Genomic DNA, 15,505 nt, shown 5'->3' with positions numbered 1-15,505 from the left:
GGAGCACGGTGATCACCCTCCGTCAAGGGGCGGAGGTCGGTGCACAAGCCGGGCATGGTACGGTGAAGAGTCACCGGAGCCATACCGGCCGGTGGGCTGCACCCTCATGCGGCTCACCCCCTTTATTCCTGAACGCATCATGCGGACCCGGGCGCCCGGCGGGGCGCGGGATCTGCGGATGACGATCTCATCGAAGGAGCCACGTGCCGCTCGACACCGCTACCAAGCAGAAGATCATCGCCGAGTTCGCGACCAGTGAGGGTGACACCGGTTCGCCGGAGGTCCAGGTCGCGCTGCTGACCAGGCGGATCAACGACCTGACCGAGCACCTCAAGGAGCACAAGCACGACCACCACAGCCGCCGCGGTCTGCTGCTGCTGGTGGGCCAGCGCCGCCGGCTCCTGAAGTACCTGCAGAACAAGGACATCAACCGCTACCGGCGGCTGATCGAGCGCCTCGGTCTGCGCCGTTAGGACGGTGGGGGAGCGGCTCGCTGGGGCCGCTCCCTCCGATTATTCGCGCCCGGCGGGAGTGAAACCCCCCGGGCCGGACAACTGAACACAGAAGAGAGCCTCGCGGACCTCCCCCTTGGTGCGGGCCGGTCCTCGGTAGTGGCTCCCGGATCATGCCTTCGCCGCAGACGGGTGGGGGCGCGCGACAACGTGGGCGATCCGGGCGCTTCGATCGAAGACCGGCACAGCGCGACATCCACGGGAACCGGGCCGCGAGGGCGCGAGAAACCAAGGAGATTCCCGTGACCGAGATTCCCGTGAGCCAAGGCGCGCGCATGGAAGGGGCGCACAGCTCCGAGGCCGTGATCGACAACGGACCGCTCGGCACCCGCGTCGTCCGGTTCGAGACCGGCCGGCTGGCCCGCCAGGCCGCCGGCTCGGCCGTCGCCTACCTCGACGACGAGACGATGGTGCTGTCGGCGACCACCGCGTCCAAGAAGCCCAAGGAGAGCCTGGACTTCTTCCCGCTGACGGTGGACGTCGAGGAGCGGATGTACGCCGCCGGGCGCATCCCCGGCTCGTTCTTCCGCCGCGAGGGCCGCCCGTCCGAGGACGCCATCCTCACCTGCCGGCTGATCGACCGGCCGCTGCGCCCCTCGTTCGTCAAGGGGCTGCGCAACGAGATCCAGATCGTCGCGACGGTCCTGGCGCTGCACCCCGACCACCTGTACGACGTGGTGGCGATCAACGCCGCGTCGCTGTCCACCCAGTTGGCCGGGCTGCCGTTCTCCGGCCCGATCGGCGGCGTGCGCGTCGCGTTGATCGACGGCCGCTGGGTCGGCTTCCCCACCCACCCCGAGCTGGAGCGGGCCACCTTCGACATGGTGGTGGCCGGCCGGGTGCTGGAGGACGGCGACGTCGCGATCATGATGGTGGAGGCCGAGTCCACCCGCGACACCCTGGCCCTGGTGGCCGAGGGCGCCGTGGCCCCCACCGAGGAGACGGTGGCCGAGGGCCTGGAGGCCGCCAAGCCGTTCATCGCCGCGCTGTGCAAGGCGCAGTCCGAGCTGGCCGCCAAGGCCGCCAAGCCCGTCGCCGAGTACCCGCTGTTCCCCGACTACCAGGACGACGTGCTCGAGGCGGTCAACGCCACCGTGGCCGCCGAGCTGGCCGAGGCGCTGACGATCGCCGACAAGCAGACCCGCGAGAACCGGCTGGACGAGATCAAGACGTCCGCGCTGGAGAAGCTGGCCCCCGACTTCGAGGGCCGGGAGAAGGAGATCCCCGCCGCGTTCCGCGCCGTGACCAAGCGGCTGGTGCGCGAGCGGATCATCCGCGACGGGATGCGCATCGACGGCCGCGGCGTCAAGGACATCCGCCGCCTGGCGGCCGAGGCGCACGTGATCCCGCGGGTGCACGGCTCGGCGCTGTTCGAGCGCGGCGAGACCCAGATCCTGGGCGTGACGACGCTGAACATGCTGCGTATGGAGCAGACGATCGACACGCTCAACCCCGAGCGCACCAAGCGCTACATGCACCACTACAACTTCCCGCCCTACTCCACCGGTGAGACCGGCCGGGTCGGCTCGCCCAAGCGCCGCGAGATCGGGCACGGCGCGCTGGCCGAGCGCGCCCTGATCCCGGTGCTGCCGAGCCGCGAGGAGTTCCCGTACGCGATCCGGCAGGTGTCGGAGGCGATCGGCTCCAACGGCTCCACGTCGATGGGCTCGGTGTGCGCGTCCACCATGTCGCTGCTGGACGCGGGCGTGCCGCTCAAGGCGATGGTGGCCGGCATCGCGATGGGCCTGATCCACGAGGGCGGCGAGTACGTCACGCTGACCGACATCCTCGGCGCCGAGGACGCCTACGGCGACATGGACTTCAAGGTCGCCGGCACCCGCGACCTGATCACCGCGCTGCAGCTGGACACCAAGCTGGACGGCATTCCCGCCCAGGTGCTGGCCGCGGCGCTGCGGCAGGCCCGGGGCGCGCGGCTGGCGATCCTGGACGTGATGGCCGAGGCGATCGAGGAGCCCGCGGAGCTGAGCCCGAACGCGCCGCGGATCATCACCATCAAGGTCCCGGTCGACAAGATCGGCGAGGTGATCGGCCCCAAGGGCAAGATGATCAACTCGATCCAGGACGACACCGGCGCCGACATCACCATCGAGGACGACGGCACGATCTACGTCGGCGCCACCGACGGCCCGTCCGCCGAGGCCGCCCGGCAGGCGATCAATGCGATCGCCAACCCGCACATGCCCGAGGTGGGCGAGCGGTACCTGGGCACGGTCGTCAAGATCACCACGTTCGGCGCGTTCGTGTCGCTGCTGCCCGGCAAGGACGGCCTGCTGCACGTCTCGCAGATCCGCAAGCTGCACGGCGGTGCCCGGATCGAGAACGTCGAGGACGTCATCAAGGTCGGCGAGAAGATCCAGGTCGAGGTGACCGAGATCGACCAGCGCGGCAAGCTGTCGCTGGTGCCGGTGGAGGTCGTCGAGCGCGAGGCAGCCGAGCGCGAGCAGGCCGCGGCCGGCGCCGGGAACGGCGAGGCCGCCGCGGACGAGGCCGCCGAGCCGGCCGCGGACGGCGGCGCGGCCCCGTCCGAGGGCGGCGAGCGGCGGCGTCCGCGCCGGCGCCGCACCCGCCGCAGCGGAGGCGATGACGCGGCCCAGCGCAACACCTGACCGTACGGGGGCCTACCCCCGCTGGAAGTCGTGACCGACCGGCCCACCCCAATAGGCTTGGGGTTCGGCCGGTCGGCCCGTTTGGACCCGGCGCAAGGCGCCGGATCGTCCGCCCCGAGTGAATGCGAGCGACGACGTGACCCTGGCGGCGAGGGCGCAGGAGCCCGGAACGACCCATACCATCCACCCCGGCAGCGACGGTTCCGGTCCGGTGAAGCGGACGGTGCTGCCCGGCGGCCTGCGCGTGGTGACCGAGTCGATGCCGACGGTGCGGTCGGCGGCCTTCGGCATCTGGGCGGCCGTCGGCTCCCGCGACGAGGCCCCCGCGGACGCGGGCGCCAGCCACTACCTGGAGCACGTGCTGTTCAAGGGCACCGAGCGGCGGTCCGCGCTGGAGATCTCCGCCGCGGTCGAGGCGGTCGGCGGCGACCTGAACGCCTTCACCGCCAAGGAATACACCTGCTACTACGCGCGGGTGCTCGACTCCGACCTGCCGCTGGCCGCGGACGTGGTGTGCGACATGGTGGCGTCCTCGCTGAACCGGCCCGAGGACGTGGAGGCCGAGCGCGGCGTGATCCTCGAAGAGATCCACATGCGCGACGACGACCCCGGCGACCTGATCCACGACGAGTTCGCCGCCGCGCTGTACGGCGACGGGCCGCTGGGCCGCCCCATCCTGGGCACGGTCGAGTCGATCAACGCGCTGACCCGGGACCGCATCCACGGCTACTACCGCGAGCGCTACATCCCGCCGAACCTGGTGGTGGCGGTGGCGGGCCGGGTCGACCACGACGAGGTCGTCCGGCTGGTGCAGGAGGCCTACGCCGACCGGCTGACCGGCGACGCGCCGCCCAGCCCGCCCCGGCTGGGCGGGGAGCCGGTCCCGGTGTCCCCGTCGGTCCGCGTGCTGGACAAGGACACCGAGCAGGCCCACCTGGTGCTCGGCGGCGTCGGCGTCGCCCGCGGCGACGACCGCCGGTTCGCGCTGGGGGTGCTGAACGCGGCGCTGGGCGGCGGGATGTCGTCGCGGTTGTTCCAGGAGGTCCGGGAGAAGCGCGGCCTGGCGTACTCGGTGTACAGCTACACCTCCCAGTACGCCGACACCGGCGTCTTCGGCGTGTACGCCGGCTGCCAGCCCGGCAAGGTCGACGAGGTGCTGTCCATCTGCCGGGACCAGGTCGCGGCGGTGGCCGAGCGCGGGCTGACCGACGAGGAGCTGGAGCGCGGCAAGGGGCAGCTGCGCGGCGGCATGGTGCTGGGCCTGGAGGACACCGGCTCGCGGATGAGCCGCATCGCCAAAAGCGAGCTGGTGTACGAGTCGCTGCTGGCCGTCGACGAGGTGCTGGCCCGCATCGACGCGGTCACCCCCGACGACGTGCGCGAGGTGGCCCGGGACGTGCTGGCCGGGCCGCAGGCCCTCACCGTCATCGGCCCGTTCGGCGACCGTGATTTCACCCTCTGAGCTGGGGCTGGATAGGCTCGGTGACCGGTCCGAACAGGAGGAGAACGTGATCAAAGTCGGGGTGCTGGGCGCGCGCGGACGCATGGGCGCCGAGGTGTGCCGGGCCGTGCAGGGCGCGGACGACATGGAGCTGGTGGCCGCCGTCGACCAGGGCGACGCGCGCGACCCGCTCGCCGCCGCCGACGTCGCGGTCGACTTCACCCATCCCGATGCGGTCATGGACAACGTGCGCTGGTGCGTCGAGCACGGCCTGCACGTGGTGGTCGGCACCACCGGGTTCGACGCGTCCCGGCTGGACACCGTGCGGTCCTGGCTGGCGGCGCACGGCAAGGGCAACGTGCTCATCGCCCCTAACTTCGGCATCGGCGCCGTGCTGATGATGCACTTCGCGCAGAAGGCCGCCCCGTTCTTCGAATCCGTCGAGATCATCGAGCTGCACCACCCGAACAAGGCGGACGCGCCGAGCGGCACCGCGCACCGCACCGCCGAGCTGGTCGCGGCGGCGCGCGGCGAGGCGGGCACGGGCCCCTCGCCGGACGCCACCACCGCCGAGCTGAAGGGTGCGCGCGGCGCCGACGTCGACGGGGTGCGGGTGCACGCCGTCCGCCTGTCCGGCCTGATCGCGCACCAGGAGGTGCTGCTCGGCGGGCACGGCGAGGTGCTCACCGTCCGGCACGACTCGATGAACCGCGAGTCGTTCATGCCGGGCGTGCTGCTGGGCGTCCGCTCGGTCGCCGGGCTGCCCGACCGGCTCACCGTGGGCATCGAGTCGCTGCTCGGGCTGTGATGCGCTTCGCGGCCGAGCCCTGGGACTACCTCGCCGCGGACGAGGCGATCGACCACGAGCACCCGGTCGTGCAGCAGGTCGCGTCCGAGCTGCGCACCGGCGACGATGTCGCCTACGCGCGGAACGCGTTCGAGTACGTCCGCGACCGGGTGACCCATTCCCAGGACGCGGGCGACCGCCGCGTCACCTGGCGCGCGTCGGACGTGCTGAGCGAGGGCACCGGCCTGTGCTACGCCAAGGCGCACGCGTTCGTGGCGCTGCTGCGGGCGGGCGGCGTCCAGGCGGGGCTGTGCTACCAGCGCCTGCGGGACGGCGACGGCTTCGTCGTGCACGGGCTGGCCGCCGCGCTGATCGACGACCGGTGGGTGCGGCTCGACCCGCGCGGCAACAAGCCGGGCATCGACGTGCGGTTCTCCGCCGACGAGGACGCCCTGGCCTTCCGCCCCGACCCGGCGCTGGGCGAGGAGGACTACCCCACCGTGTACGCCGCGCCGCACCCCACGGTCCTGGACGTGCTCAAGAGCCACGACGACTGCGTGGCCATGTGCGAGAACGGGCGCCTGCCTTCCACGCTGGAGTGACGCTGCGTCGCTAGGCTCTCGCCATGCGTAGCGTTCCGCTCGCCGCCGCGGCGGCCGCCATGGCGGCCGTCACCGCCGTCGCCACGCCGGCGGCCGGTGCCGTCGCGGCCGGCTTGCACGACCTGCAGGACGACATCGACGCCATCCTCGCCGACCCGCGCCTGGCGGGCGCCGGGGTCGGTGTCGTGGTGCGCGACGCGCGGACGGGCCGGACCCTGTACGCGCGGGGCGCCGACACGCCGCTGATGCCCGCGTCCAACCAGAAGCTGCAGACCCTCGCGGCCGCGTTGGACGTGCTGGGCCCCCGGTACCGGTTCCGCACGACCGTCGCGTCCGGGCCCCGCAGCGGCGGTCGGGTGCACGGCGACCTGTACCTGAAGGGCACCGGCGACCCGACGCTGCGGCCGCGCGACTACCGCCGCCTGGCCGGGGCGGTGGCCGCGGCGGGGATCCGGCGCGTGGAGGGCAGGCTCGTCGCCGACGACACCCACTTCGACGACCGGCGGCTGGGGGACGGCTGGGAGGCCGACGACGAGCAGTACGCCTACGCCGCCCAGGTGTCGGCGCTGACGCTGTCCCCGGACCGGGACCTGCACGCCGGGGCGGTGCGGGTGGACGTCGCCGCGACGCGTCCGGGCGCGCCCGTGCGCGTCGCGCTGCGGCCGAAGACCCGCTACCTCACCGTCGACAACCGGGCCAGGACCGGCGGGCCCGGGACGCGGTCCACGCTGTCGGTCACCAGGCCGCGCGGCACCGCCGTCATCCGCGTCACCGGCCGGTATCCGGCGGGCCGGCCCGTGCTGCGGCGGCTGCGCAGCGTCCACGAACCCACTCTGTACGCGGCCGCCGTCTTCCGCGCCGCGCTCCGCGCCCACGGCGTGCGCGTGGACGGCGCCACCGTACGCGGCCGCACGCCCGCCGACGCCAGGAGGGTGGCCGTCCGCCGCTCCGTGCCGCTGGCGATGCTGGCCGTCCCCTACATGAAGCTGAGCAACAACACCATCGCCGAGATTCTTGTCAAGGCGATGGGCCGCGAGAGGAAGGGTGTCGGGAGCTGGCCCGCGGGCCTGTCGGTGACGCGCCGCCGGCTGGGCCGCCTCGGCGTGGACACCTCGCCCCTGACGCTCGCCGACGGCTCCGGTCTGTCGCGCGCGAACCGGACGACGGCGCGGCAGCTGTCCGAGCTGCTGCTGCGGGTGCGCGGCGAGCCGTGGTTCCCCGCGTTCGCCCGCTCCCTGCCGGTGGCCGGGCACCCCCACCCGTGGGTGGGCGGCACGCTGGCGTCGCGGATGAGGCACAGCCCTGCGGCGGGCAACGTCCGCGCCAAGACCGGCACCCTCACCGGAGTCACCGCCCTGTCGGGCTATGTCAGGGGGCGCGGTGGGCGCCGCCTGGTCTTCTCGATCGTCCTCAACGGCTACCGCGCCCGGTACGCGCCCAAGGACATCGAGGACAGGATCGCGATCCGGCTCGCGGGCGGGCCGCTCCTTACGCGCGCCGCCCGCACGGCCGCCCCGCGGGCGGACCGCGAATGCTCCTGGACCGCCGCCTGCTAGCCCTGTGACGCCTGCTGCTCCTGCGACGGCTGCCCGCTCTGTGACGCCTTCGGGAGCGCGAAGCCGTGCTTGTGGAACAGCGCGCGGGCGGTGGGGGTGGTGAGCCAGTCGACGAAGTCGGCCGCGTCCCGCGGGTGCGCGCTGTCCTTGACGGCGGAGGCCGGGTAGGCGGCGGTGACGTTCTGCTCGGCGGGGATCGGCACGCTGCTGGTGGCGATGCCCGCCGACCGCAGGTCGGTGATGTAGACCAGCCCGGCGTCCGCCTCGCCCGTGCGGACCTGGTCCAGCACGGCCCGCACGTTGACCTCCTCGGAGCTCCACCGCACGGTCAGGTTCGCGCGGGCCAGCATCTGGCGCGCGTACCGGCCGGCTGGGACGGACTCGGCGGCGATCGCGATCCGCAGGCCGCGCCGGGTCAGGCTGGACAGGCCGCGGATGCGCCGGGGGTTGCCGGGCGCGACCGCGATCGTCATCGAGTTGTGCGCGACGATGCGGCGGGGCCCGACGAGATCGGCGGCGGCCTGGTCCATCGTCGTCTCGTCCGCGGTGATCAGCACGTCGCCGGTGTCGCGGTCCTCCAGCCGCGCGGCCATCTCCTGGGAGCCGCCGAAGACCGTCTCCAGCCGCACGTCCCGGTGCGTCTGGGTGTAGGCGGTGACGAGCTCGCCGAGGACCTCGGTCAGCGACGAGGCGGCCAGCACGGTGAGCGTCCTGGGGCCGGACGAGCGGCCGCAGCCCCCCGCGGTCCCCGCGAGACAGAGCAGGACGAGGACGGCGCAGGCCACCAGGCGCCGTCGACGGGGGGTGTCGGGCATATGGCCTCATCTTAGGGATCGCTCCGGTCGCCGCCGGTGATTCGCCCCCGGTGTGTCAGTGCGCGCGGCTAGTGTGCTGCAGGCGGATGCGCCGGACGACGGCGCACCGGCCCGCACGCGGTCCGCGTGCGCGTGACGTAACTTCCCCCTGAACGGAGGCGTGGATGTCGCTCGACCTGATGGAGCTGCTGCCCGACGACTGGCGGCGCCGGCTCGACCCGCTGGTGGACCCGGAGGTCATGGCCGGGCTCGGCGCCTTCGTGGAGCAGGAGTACGCGTCGGGCACCGTGTACCCGCCCCGGGAGGACCTGTTCAACGCGTTCCGGCACTGCCCCTACGACCGGGCGCGCGTGCTGATCCTCGGCCAGGACCCCTACCACGGGCCGGGGCAGGCGCACGGGCTGAGCTTCAGCGTCCGCGAGGGCGTGCGGCTGCCCCCGTCGCTGCGCAACATCTTCAAGGAGCTGGCCGCCGACCTGGGCGTGCCGGTCGCCAAGTCCGGCGACCTGACCCCGTGGGCCGACCAGGGCGTCCTGCTGCTCAACGCGGTGCTGACGGTGCGCGAGGGGCAGGCCGGCTCGCATGCGGGCAAGGGCTGGGAGCAGTTCACCGACGCCGCCATCCGCGCGCTGAACGACAAGACCGACCGGGTGGTGTTCGTGCTGTGGGGCGGGTACGCGCGCAAGAAGGCGCCGCTCGTCACGGGCGCGCACCACGTCGTCCTGGAGTCGGCGCACCCCAGCCCGCTGAGCGCCAAGAAGTTCTTCGGCACCAAGCCGTTCAGCGCCGTCAACAAGGCCCTCGCCGACGCGGGCCAGCCCGAGATCCGCTGGGAGCCGGCCGGGGCCGGGCAGGGCTAGCGGGCCCGGGGGAGGCGGCTCACAGGGCCAGGCCGACGGCGAACAGCGCGCCGAACGCCAGCTGCAGGCGGCCGGTCTGGCCCAGCACGGGGATCAGGGCCGGGCCGGTCGCGCCGCCCATCACGGTCTGCGCCGGCGGCACCGACAGCGGCGCGGCCAGCAGCGCGAGCAGGGCCCACGGGTGCGGGGCGGCCACCGCCAGCACGATGGTGAACGGCAGGGCGGTGCACGCGGCGTACAGGATGCGGGTGCGGCGGTCGCCGAGCACGACGGCCAGGGTGCGCTTGCCGGAGGCGGCGTCGGTGGGGATGTCGCGCAAGTTGTTGACGACCAGCAGCCCGCAGGCCAGCAGCCCGACCGGCACCGCCGCCGCCCACGCCTCCCACGGCAGCGTCTCGGTCTGCACGTACACGGTGCCGACGACGGCGACCAGCCCGAAGAACACGAACACCGACAGCTCGCCGAGCGCCCGGTACCCGTAGGGGTTCTTGCCGCCGGTGTAGAACCAGGCGGCCAGGATCGCGGCCGCGCCGACCAGCAGGAGCCACCAGGTGGTCACGGCGGCCAGCACCAGACCGGCCACGGCGGCGGCGAGGAAGCAGCCGAGGGCCGCCGCCAGCACCTGGCGGGGCGGCGCGACCTTGGAGCCGACCAGCCGCAGCGGCCCGACGCGGGCCTCGTCGGTGCCGCGGATCCCGTCGCTGTAGTCGTTGGAGTAGTTGACGCCGATCTGCAGCAGCAGCGCGACGAACGCCGCGAGCAGGGCCCGCCACCACACGAACCCGTCCTGGCCGATGGCGACCCCCGTGCCGACGGCGACGGGGACGACGGAGGCGGGCAGGGTGCGGGGCCGGGATCCGGCGATCCATTGGGAGAGCGTGGCCACGGTGACCTCTGTTCGGGGATGCTGGTCGGGGACGCTGTTTCAGGTGACGCGGTGCGCCGGGACGGGTTTACCGCCTAGATTCTCGCCGATTCCGATCACCGCGTGCGCCCGGCCCGCCGCCGTCGCCCGCCGGGCCGCCGCCCGGACGCAGCCGCAGCGTCGTCAGCAGGCCGAGCGCCAGGACGGCGCCCGTCGCCAGCAGCGCCTGCTTCGTCCCTGCGGCCAGGCTCTCGTCCGCCGCCCGCGCCACGTCGGCCATGCCGGGCGCGTCGTGCAGGTCGCGCGCGAACGTCCCGGCGCTGTGACGCAGCTCATGCACGATCACCGTCTGCCGGTCCGCGGTCAGCGGGCCCTCCTGGAGCCGGTCGGTCATGGCGTTCCCCAGACCGGTGGCGAACACCGCGCCGACGAACGCGATACCGAGGGCGCCGCCGATCTGCCGGGAGGTGGACTGGGTGCCGGACGCCTGGCCCGCCTGCTCCCTCGGCACGTCCATCAGCGACACGTTGGTCAGCTGTGCGGAGGTCAGGCCGAGCCCCAGCCCGTACAGCAGCATCCACGGCGCCATGCCGAGCCCCCCGGTCGCCGGGCCGAGGGTGATCGCCAGCGCGAGGACGGCGGCGACCTCCAGCACCATGCCGAGCTGGACGACCCGGTGCGGCCCGCCGCGCTGTGCCAGCCGCCGCGCGGCGCCGCCCGCCAGGAACGCGCCCGCCGCCAGCGGCAGGATCGCCAGGCTGATCTGCAGCGGCGCGCTGCCGTGCACGCCCAGCAGGAACAGCGGCAGCACGAACAGCAGGCCCAGCTCGCCCACGTTGACCAGGGCCAGGGCCAGGTTGCCGCGCCGGAAACCGGGGATCGCGAAGAGCGTCAGGTCGAGCAGCACGGGGCGGCCCGCGGCGGCCCGCGCCCGTTCCACCAGCACCAGCGCCGCCAGCAGCACCGCCGACAGCCCCAGCATGACCGGGACGGGCGACGGCCCGCTCTCGGACCAGTCGAACGGCCCCATCGAGAACGCCCGGGTCGCCGTCCACCAGCCGTAGGACTGGCCCTCGATCAGCCCGCACATCAGCGCGCCGAAGCCCAGCGCCGACAGCACGCCGCCCGCCCAGTCGATGTCGCGCAGCGCGCCCCGCCGTCCGGCCGCGCGCGCCGGGCGCGGCGCGCGGGTCTCCGGCATGAGCAGCAGCGCCCCGGCGGCCAGTGCGGCGCCCAGCGGCAGGTTCATGCCGAACGCCCACCGCCAGCCCGACGCGGACGCCACCGCGCCGCCCAGCAGCGGGCCCAGCGCGGCCATGCCGCTGATCAGCGCCCCGTAGATCCCGAACGCCGCGGCCCGCTCCCGGCCGGTGAACGTCGCGTGCACCGTCGACAGGGCGGCGGGCAGGATCATCGCGGCGCCCACGCCCTGCGCGGCGCGCGCGGCGATCAGCGCCGACCCGCCGACGGCCAGCGCGGCGGCCGCGCTCGCGGCGGTGAACACGCCCACGCCCAGCACGAACAGGCGGCGCCGCCCGAACAGGTCGCCCGCCCGCCCGGCGGGGATCAGCAGCGCGGCGAACACCAGCGCGTACACCGAGGTCACCCATTCGGCGTCGGTGCTGGTGAGGCCGAGCCCGGAGATGATCTGGGGGAGCAGGACGCTGACGATCGTGGCGTCCACCACGATCAGCGCGACGCCCAGGCTGATCACGACCATGCCGAACCAACGGTGGCGGCCGGTCGCACGGGCCGGCGTCTGCGCGGTCGGCGAGGTCAGGGACGTGGACATGGGCACGGCTTCAAACATAAGGGCGGGTCGAAGCGGCCCCGCACCGCCCCCGGTTTTACGGCGTGGACCGGTCCTGCGGTTCGCGGATGTCGGTGTGCAGCCGGATCTCGCGCACCGGCTCGCCCATGTCGAGGGTGCGGGACGTCCCGTCCGGCGCCCACCCGGCCGACCCGAGGAACGCGCGCATCGCCTCGTCGGCCTCGAACACCCACGTGGTCAGCGTCTCGGCGCCGTCGTCGCGCAGCAGGTCGGCGGTGGCGGCCAGCAGGCGGCTGCCGTGCCCGGCGCCGGTGTGCGCCGGATCGACCAGCAGCGCCACCAGTTCGGCGGTGCCCGGCGCGGCGTCCGGATCCTCGGCGGGGCCGTGCGCGGCGAACCCCACGACCAGGTCGGACGCCACCGCCACCAGCACCCGGTGCCGCGGGCTCGGCGGCGCCGTGATCGACTCGGCCCACCGCTCGTGCCAGCGGTCGCGGGCGGCCGGGCTGGTCACCTGCTCCAGCACCGCGGCGGGCAGCAGGTCGCGGTAGAACCGCCGCCAGGCGCGGACCTGGATGTCGGCGACGGCGGCCGCGTCCGGGCGGCGCGCGGGCCGCACGCCCGCATCGGCCATGGCGTTCCGTCCTCTCCTCGCGCGTACGCGACCACGCTACCGCTGCGGGGCCTGCGCGGTCGCGGCGCGGCGGCGCGCCCGGTAGGCGCGGGTCTTGGTGCGGTTGCCGCACACCCGCATGGAGCACCACGCGCGGGAGCGGTTCTTGGACGTGTCGAGGAACGCCCACAGGCACGTGTCCTGCCGGCAGACCTTCAGCCGGGGCCAGGTGCCGTCCGCCGCGGCCGCCGCGACCGCCGCCGCGATCCGCGCCAGCCCGGCCGCCACGCCGCACCCGACCGGCACGAGCACGGGCCGCCCGTCGGCCAGCGAGATCCGCAGCGGCAGCCGCTCCAGCACCCCCTCCAGCTCCGCGGGCGGCCGGCCGGCGGCGGAGGAGTGGTGGGCGAGCATGGCGGCGCGCAGGCCCTCGCGCAGGGTGACGGCGGCGGCGAGGTCCTGCCCGGTCGCCCGCGCCGGGCCCGCGACCAGTCCGCGGCCCTCCAGCCAGTGCGCCAGCTCGCCGGGCGTGCCGAGCCGGTCGACGCCGCGTTCGACGTCGAGCGTGTTGACGAAGTCCCGCAGCAGCAGGGCCGGGCCGGATTCCGCGGCTCGCATCTCGGCCATCTTCTCTCCTGCCCTCCGCGGCCGAGGCTACCAGGGCGGACGCCGGTGACCGTGATCGACCGGTCGCCCGGTGTCAGCCCGCGGTGTGCAGGGCGGCCGCCAGGCGGCGGACGCCCTCGGCCAGTTCCGCCTCGGACGCGGCCGCGGCATAGCTGAGCCGCAGGTGGGGCCCGGACGGCTCGGCGGGGAAGAACGGCCGTCCCGCGCTCACCAGCACGCCTCCCTGCAGCGCCGCGTCGGCCAGCTCGACATCGCTCGTCCCGTCCGGCAGCCGCGCCCACAGGTGGAAGCCGCCGGACGGGCGGTTGACCCGCAGCTCCGGCAGCTCCCGGCCGAGCGCGGCGAGCAGCGCGTCCCGCCGGGCCTTCAGGGCGGTGCGCACGGCGCGCAGGTGGCGCGGCCAGCCCGGGGAGCTGACCAGCTCCAGCAGCGTCTCCTGCAGCGGCCGGGCCGGGAAGAACCCCTCGACCAGCTGGGTGGCGCGGATCCGCTCGGCCACCGGGCCGCGGGCGATCACGGCGCTGACCCGCAGGCTCGGCGCGGTGGCCTTGGTGAGCGAGGCGATGTGCACGACGCGGCCGTCGGCGTCCTGGGTGACCAGCGGCGGCGGGCCCGGCTGGATCCCCAGCAGGCGGGCGAAGTCGTCCTCGACCACGAACGCGCCCGCCGCCCGCGCCACCGCCAGCACCTGGGCGCGGCGCTCGGCGGCCAGCACCGCGCCGGTCGGGTTGTGGAAGGTCGGCTGGCAGTACAGCGCGCGGGCGCCGGTCATCGCGAACGCCTCGGCGAGCAGGTCGGGACGCACCCCGTCGGCGTCCACCGGGACCGGCACCGGGTGCAGCCCGCTCGCCCGCGCGACGGCCGTGGCGCCCACGTAGGTCGGCGACTCGACCAGCAGCGGTGCGCCCGGCGGCAGCAGCGCCCGCAGCACCGTCGTGATCGACTGCTGCCCGCCCGAGGTGATCAGCACGTCGGCGGGGGTGACGTCGCCGCCGACCGTGCGGGCGAACCAGGCGCGCAGCTCCGGCACCCCGCCCAGCGGCGGCGTCTCCCAGGCGGCCGGACGCCGGGCCGCTCGCGCCGCCGCCGCGGCGATGGCGCGCGCCGGCTGCAGCACCGGATGCAGATAACCGCCGCTGAGCGGCACCACGCCCTCGCGCGGCGGCTCCAGCAGCCACGCCACGCCGCCCGCCTCGATCGACCGGTCGCCGAGCGCGACCGCCTGCCAGCCGTGGTCGGCGGGCCCGGGCGCCTTCGCCGGACGCTCGGCCACGAAGGTACCGCTGCCCGGGCGGGTCACCACCACCCCTTCGGCGGCGAGCAGTCCGAGCGCCCGCGCCACCGTGACGGGGCTGACCTTGTGCCGTGCGACCAGGACGCGGCTGGACGGCAGCCGGGTACCGGGCCGCAGCCGCCGCGCCTCGGCACGCAGGACCTCGGCCAAGGCCGCCGCACTGCTATCCTTTTGCATGAGATATAAGGATAGCGCTACTGACCCGGTGTCGATAGTGCCGCGCGGCCTGGGCCTGGCCGGGCTCGGCGTGCTGATCTACTCGTTCACCTTCCCGAGCACCGTCTACGCGCTGGAGGGGCTCGACCCCTACCTGATCGGCATCGGCCGCTCCGCCGCGGCCGCCGTGCTCGCGGTGTTCGCGCTCGCCGCGGTGCGCGCCCGCCCGCCCCGCCGCGACCAGTGGCCCGCCCTGCTGGCGGTCGGCGGCGGCGTCATCTTCGGCTTCCCGGTGCTGTCCACGCTCGCCCTGGACCACGGCGCCTCGTCCGCGCACTCGGCCGTCGTGATCGGCCTGCTGCCCGCCGCCACCGCCGTGGCCGGCGTGCTGCGCGCCGGCGAACGGCCGTCCCCGGCGTTCTGGCTGGCCGGCGGCGCCGGGGCCGCCTGCGTCACCGCGTTCGCGATCGCCCGCGGCGCCGGCCGCCTCACCCCCGCCGACCTGCTGCTGTTCGGCGCGCTGGTCTCCGCCGCGATCGGCTACGCCGAGGGCGGCCGCCTGGCCCGCGACATGGCCGGCTGGCGCGTCATCTCCTGGGCCACCGTGATCTACGCGCCGATCACCTTCCCCGTGACCGCCTACCTGCTGGCCACCACCGACCCCGACTGGACGCTCCGCACCGCCACCGGATTCGGATACGTTGCCCTGTTCTCCGCCTACCTGGGCTTCTTCGCCTGGTACGAGGGCCTGGCCCGGGCCGGCATCGCCCGCGCCAGCCAGCTCCAGCTGGCCCAGCCCGTCCTGACCCTGCTGTGGTCGGGCATCCTCCTGGGCGAACTGATCGACGCCCTCACCCTGCTGGCAGCGGTCGCCGTCCTGGTCTGCGTGGCCCTGACCCAACGCACCCGCATCCGCTCAACAACAACCCCCACCAACCACACCCCCACCCCAACAACCCCCACACCAAGGTGACCACAC

General features: G+C 74.4%; 14 protein-coding genes. 8 read left to right on the top strand and 6 right to left on the bottom strand.

Going from position 1 to position 15,505, the window contains the following annotated elements; genetic code table 11:
- Positions 1 to 203: 203 nt before the first annotated feature.
- The 6 genes from rpsO to dacB all read left to right on the top strand — a co-directional run bounded on the left by rpsO (position 204) and on the right by dacB (position 7,525).
- Complete coding sequence (rpsO, locus tag QSK22_RS06820; protein WP_285493129.1) at positions 204 to 473, top strand: 30S ribosomal protein S15; 270 nt, start codon at positions 204 to 206, stop codon at positions 471 to 473.
- A 314-nt stretch (positions 474 to 787) separates the two neighbouring features.
- Entirely contained in the window at positions 788 to 3,139 is a 2,352-nt protein-coding gene (locus tag QSK22_RS06815; protein ID WP_285493324.1) for a polyribonucleotide nucleotidyltransferase, read from the top strand.
- A 136-nt stretch (positions 3,140 to 3,275) separates the two neighbouring features.
- Positions 3,276 to 4,601: a M16 family metallopeptidase gene (locus tag QSK22_RS06810; protein ID WP_285493323.1), complete on the top strand. Its 1,326-nt coding sequence runs from the start codon at positions 3,276 to 3,278 to the stop codon at positions 4,599 to 4,601.
- A 46-nt stretch (positions 4,602 to 4,647) separates the two neighbouring features.
- Complete coding sequence (dapB, locus tag QSK22_RS06805) at positions 4,648 to 5,388, top strand: 4-hydroxy-tetrahydrodipicolinate reductase (RefSeq protein ID WP_285493128.1); 741 nt, start codon at positions 4,648 to 4,650, stop codon at positions 5,386 to 5,388.
- The gene (locus QSK22_RS06800) at positions 5,388 to 5,969 is read left to right on the top strand and encodes a transglutaminase-like domain-containing protein (RefSeq protein WP_285493322.1); all 582 of its coding nucleotides are present in this window, start codon (positions 5,388 to 5,390) and stop codon (positions 5,967 to 5,969) included. Before dapB ends, QSK22_RS06800 begins: the two co-directional genes overlap by 1 nt.
- Positions 5,970 to 5,992: 23 nt before the next feature.
- Entirely contained in the window at positions 5,993 to 7,525 is a 1,533-nt protein-coding gene (gene dacB / locus QSK22_RS06795) for a D-alanyl-D-alanine carboxypeptidase/D-alanyl-D-alanine endopeptidase (protein WP_285493127.1), read from the top strand.
- On the opposite strand, the gene modA is transcribed toward dacB, so the two are convergent.
- Entirely contained in the window at positions 7,522 to 8,340 is an 819-nt protein-coding gene (gene modA, locus QSK22_RS06790; protein ID WP_285493126.1) for a molybdate ABC transporter substrate-binding protein, read from the bottom strand. The genes dacB and modA overlap by 4 nt on opposite strands.
- A 164-nt stretch (positions 8,341 to 8,504) precedes the next feature.
- Here modA and QSK22_RS06785 point away from each other — a divergent pair, with 164 nt between their 5' ends.
- Positions 8,505 to 9,200 (top strand): uracil-DNA glycosylase, encoded by a 696-nt coding sequence (locus tag QSK22_RS06785; RefSeq protein WP_285493125.1) that lies wholly within the window; start codon positions 8,505 to 8,507, stop codon positions 9,198 to 9,200.
- Between the two features lie 19 nt (positions 9,201 to 9,219).
- Here the strand turns inward: QSK22_RS06785 and QSK22_RS06780 are convergent, their stop codons facing one another.
- The 5 genes from QSK22_RS06780 to QSK22_RS06760 form a co-directional block, all read right to left on the bottom strand.
- Complete coding sequence (locus QSK22_RS06780) at positions 9,220 to 10,086, bottom strand: 1,4-dihydroxy-2-naphthoate polyprenyltransferase (RefSeq protein WP_285493124.1); 867 nt, start codon at positions 10,084 to 10,086, stop codon at positions 9,220 to 9,222.
- 67 nt (positions 10,087 to 10,153) lie between these two features.
- Positions 10,154 to 11,857 (bottom strand): MFS transporter, encoded by a 1,704-nt coding sequence (locus QSK22_RS06775; protein WP_285493321.1) that lies wholly within the window; start codon positions 11,855 to 11,857, stop codon positions 10,154 to 10,156.
- Positions 11,858 to 11,912: 55 nt separating this feature from the next.
- Positions 11,913 to 12,470 carry a GNAT family N-acetyltransferase gene (locus QSK22_RS06770; RefSeq protein ID WP_285493123.1) on the bottom strand — a complete coding sequence of 186 codons (558 nt, stop codon included), beginning with the start codon at positions 12,468 to 12,470 and terminating at the stop codon, positions 11,913 to 11,915.
- Positions 12,471 to 12,506: 36 nt separating this feature from the next.
- On the bottom strand, positions 12,507 to 13,076 hold the full coding sequence (locus tag QSK22_RS06765; RefSeq protein WP_285493122.1) for a CGNR zinc finger domain-containing protein: 570 nt from the start codon (positions 13,074 to 13,076) through the stop codon (positions 12,507 to 12,509).
- Between the two features lie 73 nt (positions 13,077 to 13,149).
- Entirely contained in the window at positions 13,150 to 14,547 is a 1,398-nt protein-coding gene (locus QSK22_RS06760) for an aminotransferase-like domain-containing protein (RefSeq protein ID WP_285493121.1), read from the bottom strand.
- Positions 14,548 to 14,575: 28 nt separating this feature from the next.
- Between QSK22_RS06760 and QSK22_RS06755 the strand changes: the two genes are divergently transcribed.
- A complete protein-coding gene (locus tag QSK22_RS06755) occupies positions 14,576 to 15,499 on the top strand; it encodes a DMT family transporter (protein WP_285493120.1) in 924 nt (307 codons plus the stop codon).
- The last annotated feature ends 6 nt before the right edge of the window (positions 15,500 to 15,505 follow it).

The organism is Actinomadura sp. NBRC 104425 (assembly GCF_030269545.1).
GTDB classification, from domain to species: Bacteria; Actinomycetota; Actinomycetes; order Streptosporangiales; family Streptosporangiaceae; genus Spirillospora; species Spirillospora keratinilytica.
The sequence above is the reverse complement of the archived record's forward strand: the minus strand, read 5'-3'. Positions and strand labels throughout refer to the sequence as shown.

Excerpts from the sequence above, each read along its gene's own strand:
- dacB (WP_285493127.1), top strand. The coding sequence starts at position 5,993 with ATGCGTAGCGTTCCGCTCGCCGCCGCGGCGGCCGCCATGGCGGCCGTC.
- QSK22_RS06785 (WP_285493125.1), top strand. The coding sequence starts at position 8,505 with ATGTCGCTCGACCTGATGGAGCTGCTGCCCGACGACTGGCGGCGCCGG.
- QSK22_RS06770 (WP_285493123.1), bottom strand. The coding sequence starts at position 12,470 with ATGGCCGATGCGGGCGTGCGGCCCGCGCGCCGCCCGGACGCGGCCGCC.
- QSK22_RS06800 (WP_285493322.1), top strand. The coding sequence starts at position 5,388 with ATGCGCTTCGCGGCCGAGCCCTGGGACTACCTCGCCGCGGACGAGGCG.
- QSK22_RS06760 (WP_285493121.1), bottom strand. The coding sequence starts at position 14,547 with ATGCAAAAGGATAGCAGTGCGGCGGCCTTGGCCGAGGTCCTGCGTGCC.
- QSK22_RS06775 (WP_285493321.1), bottom strand. The coding sequence starts at position 11,857 with ATGTCCACGTCCCTGACCTCGCCGACCGCGCAGACGCCGGCCCGTGCG.
- QSK22_RS06815 (WP_285493324.1), top strand. The coding sequence starts at position 788 with ATGGAAGGGGCGCACAGCTCCGAGGCCGTGATCGACAACGGACCGCTC.
- modA (WP_285493126.1), bottom strand. The coding sequence starts at position 8,340 with ATGCCCGACACCCCCCGTCGACGGCGCCTGGTGGCCTGCGCCGTCCTC.
- QSK22_RS06765 (WP_285493122.1), bottom strand. The coding sequence starts at position 13,076 with ATGGCCGAGATGCGAGCCGCGGAATCCGGCCCGGCCCTGCTGCTGCGG.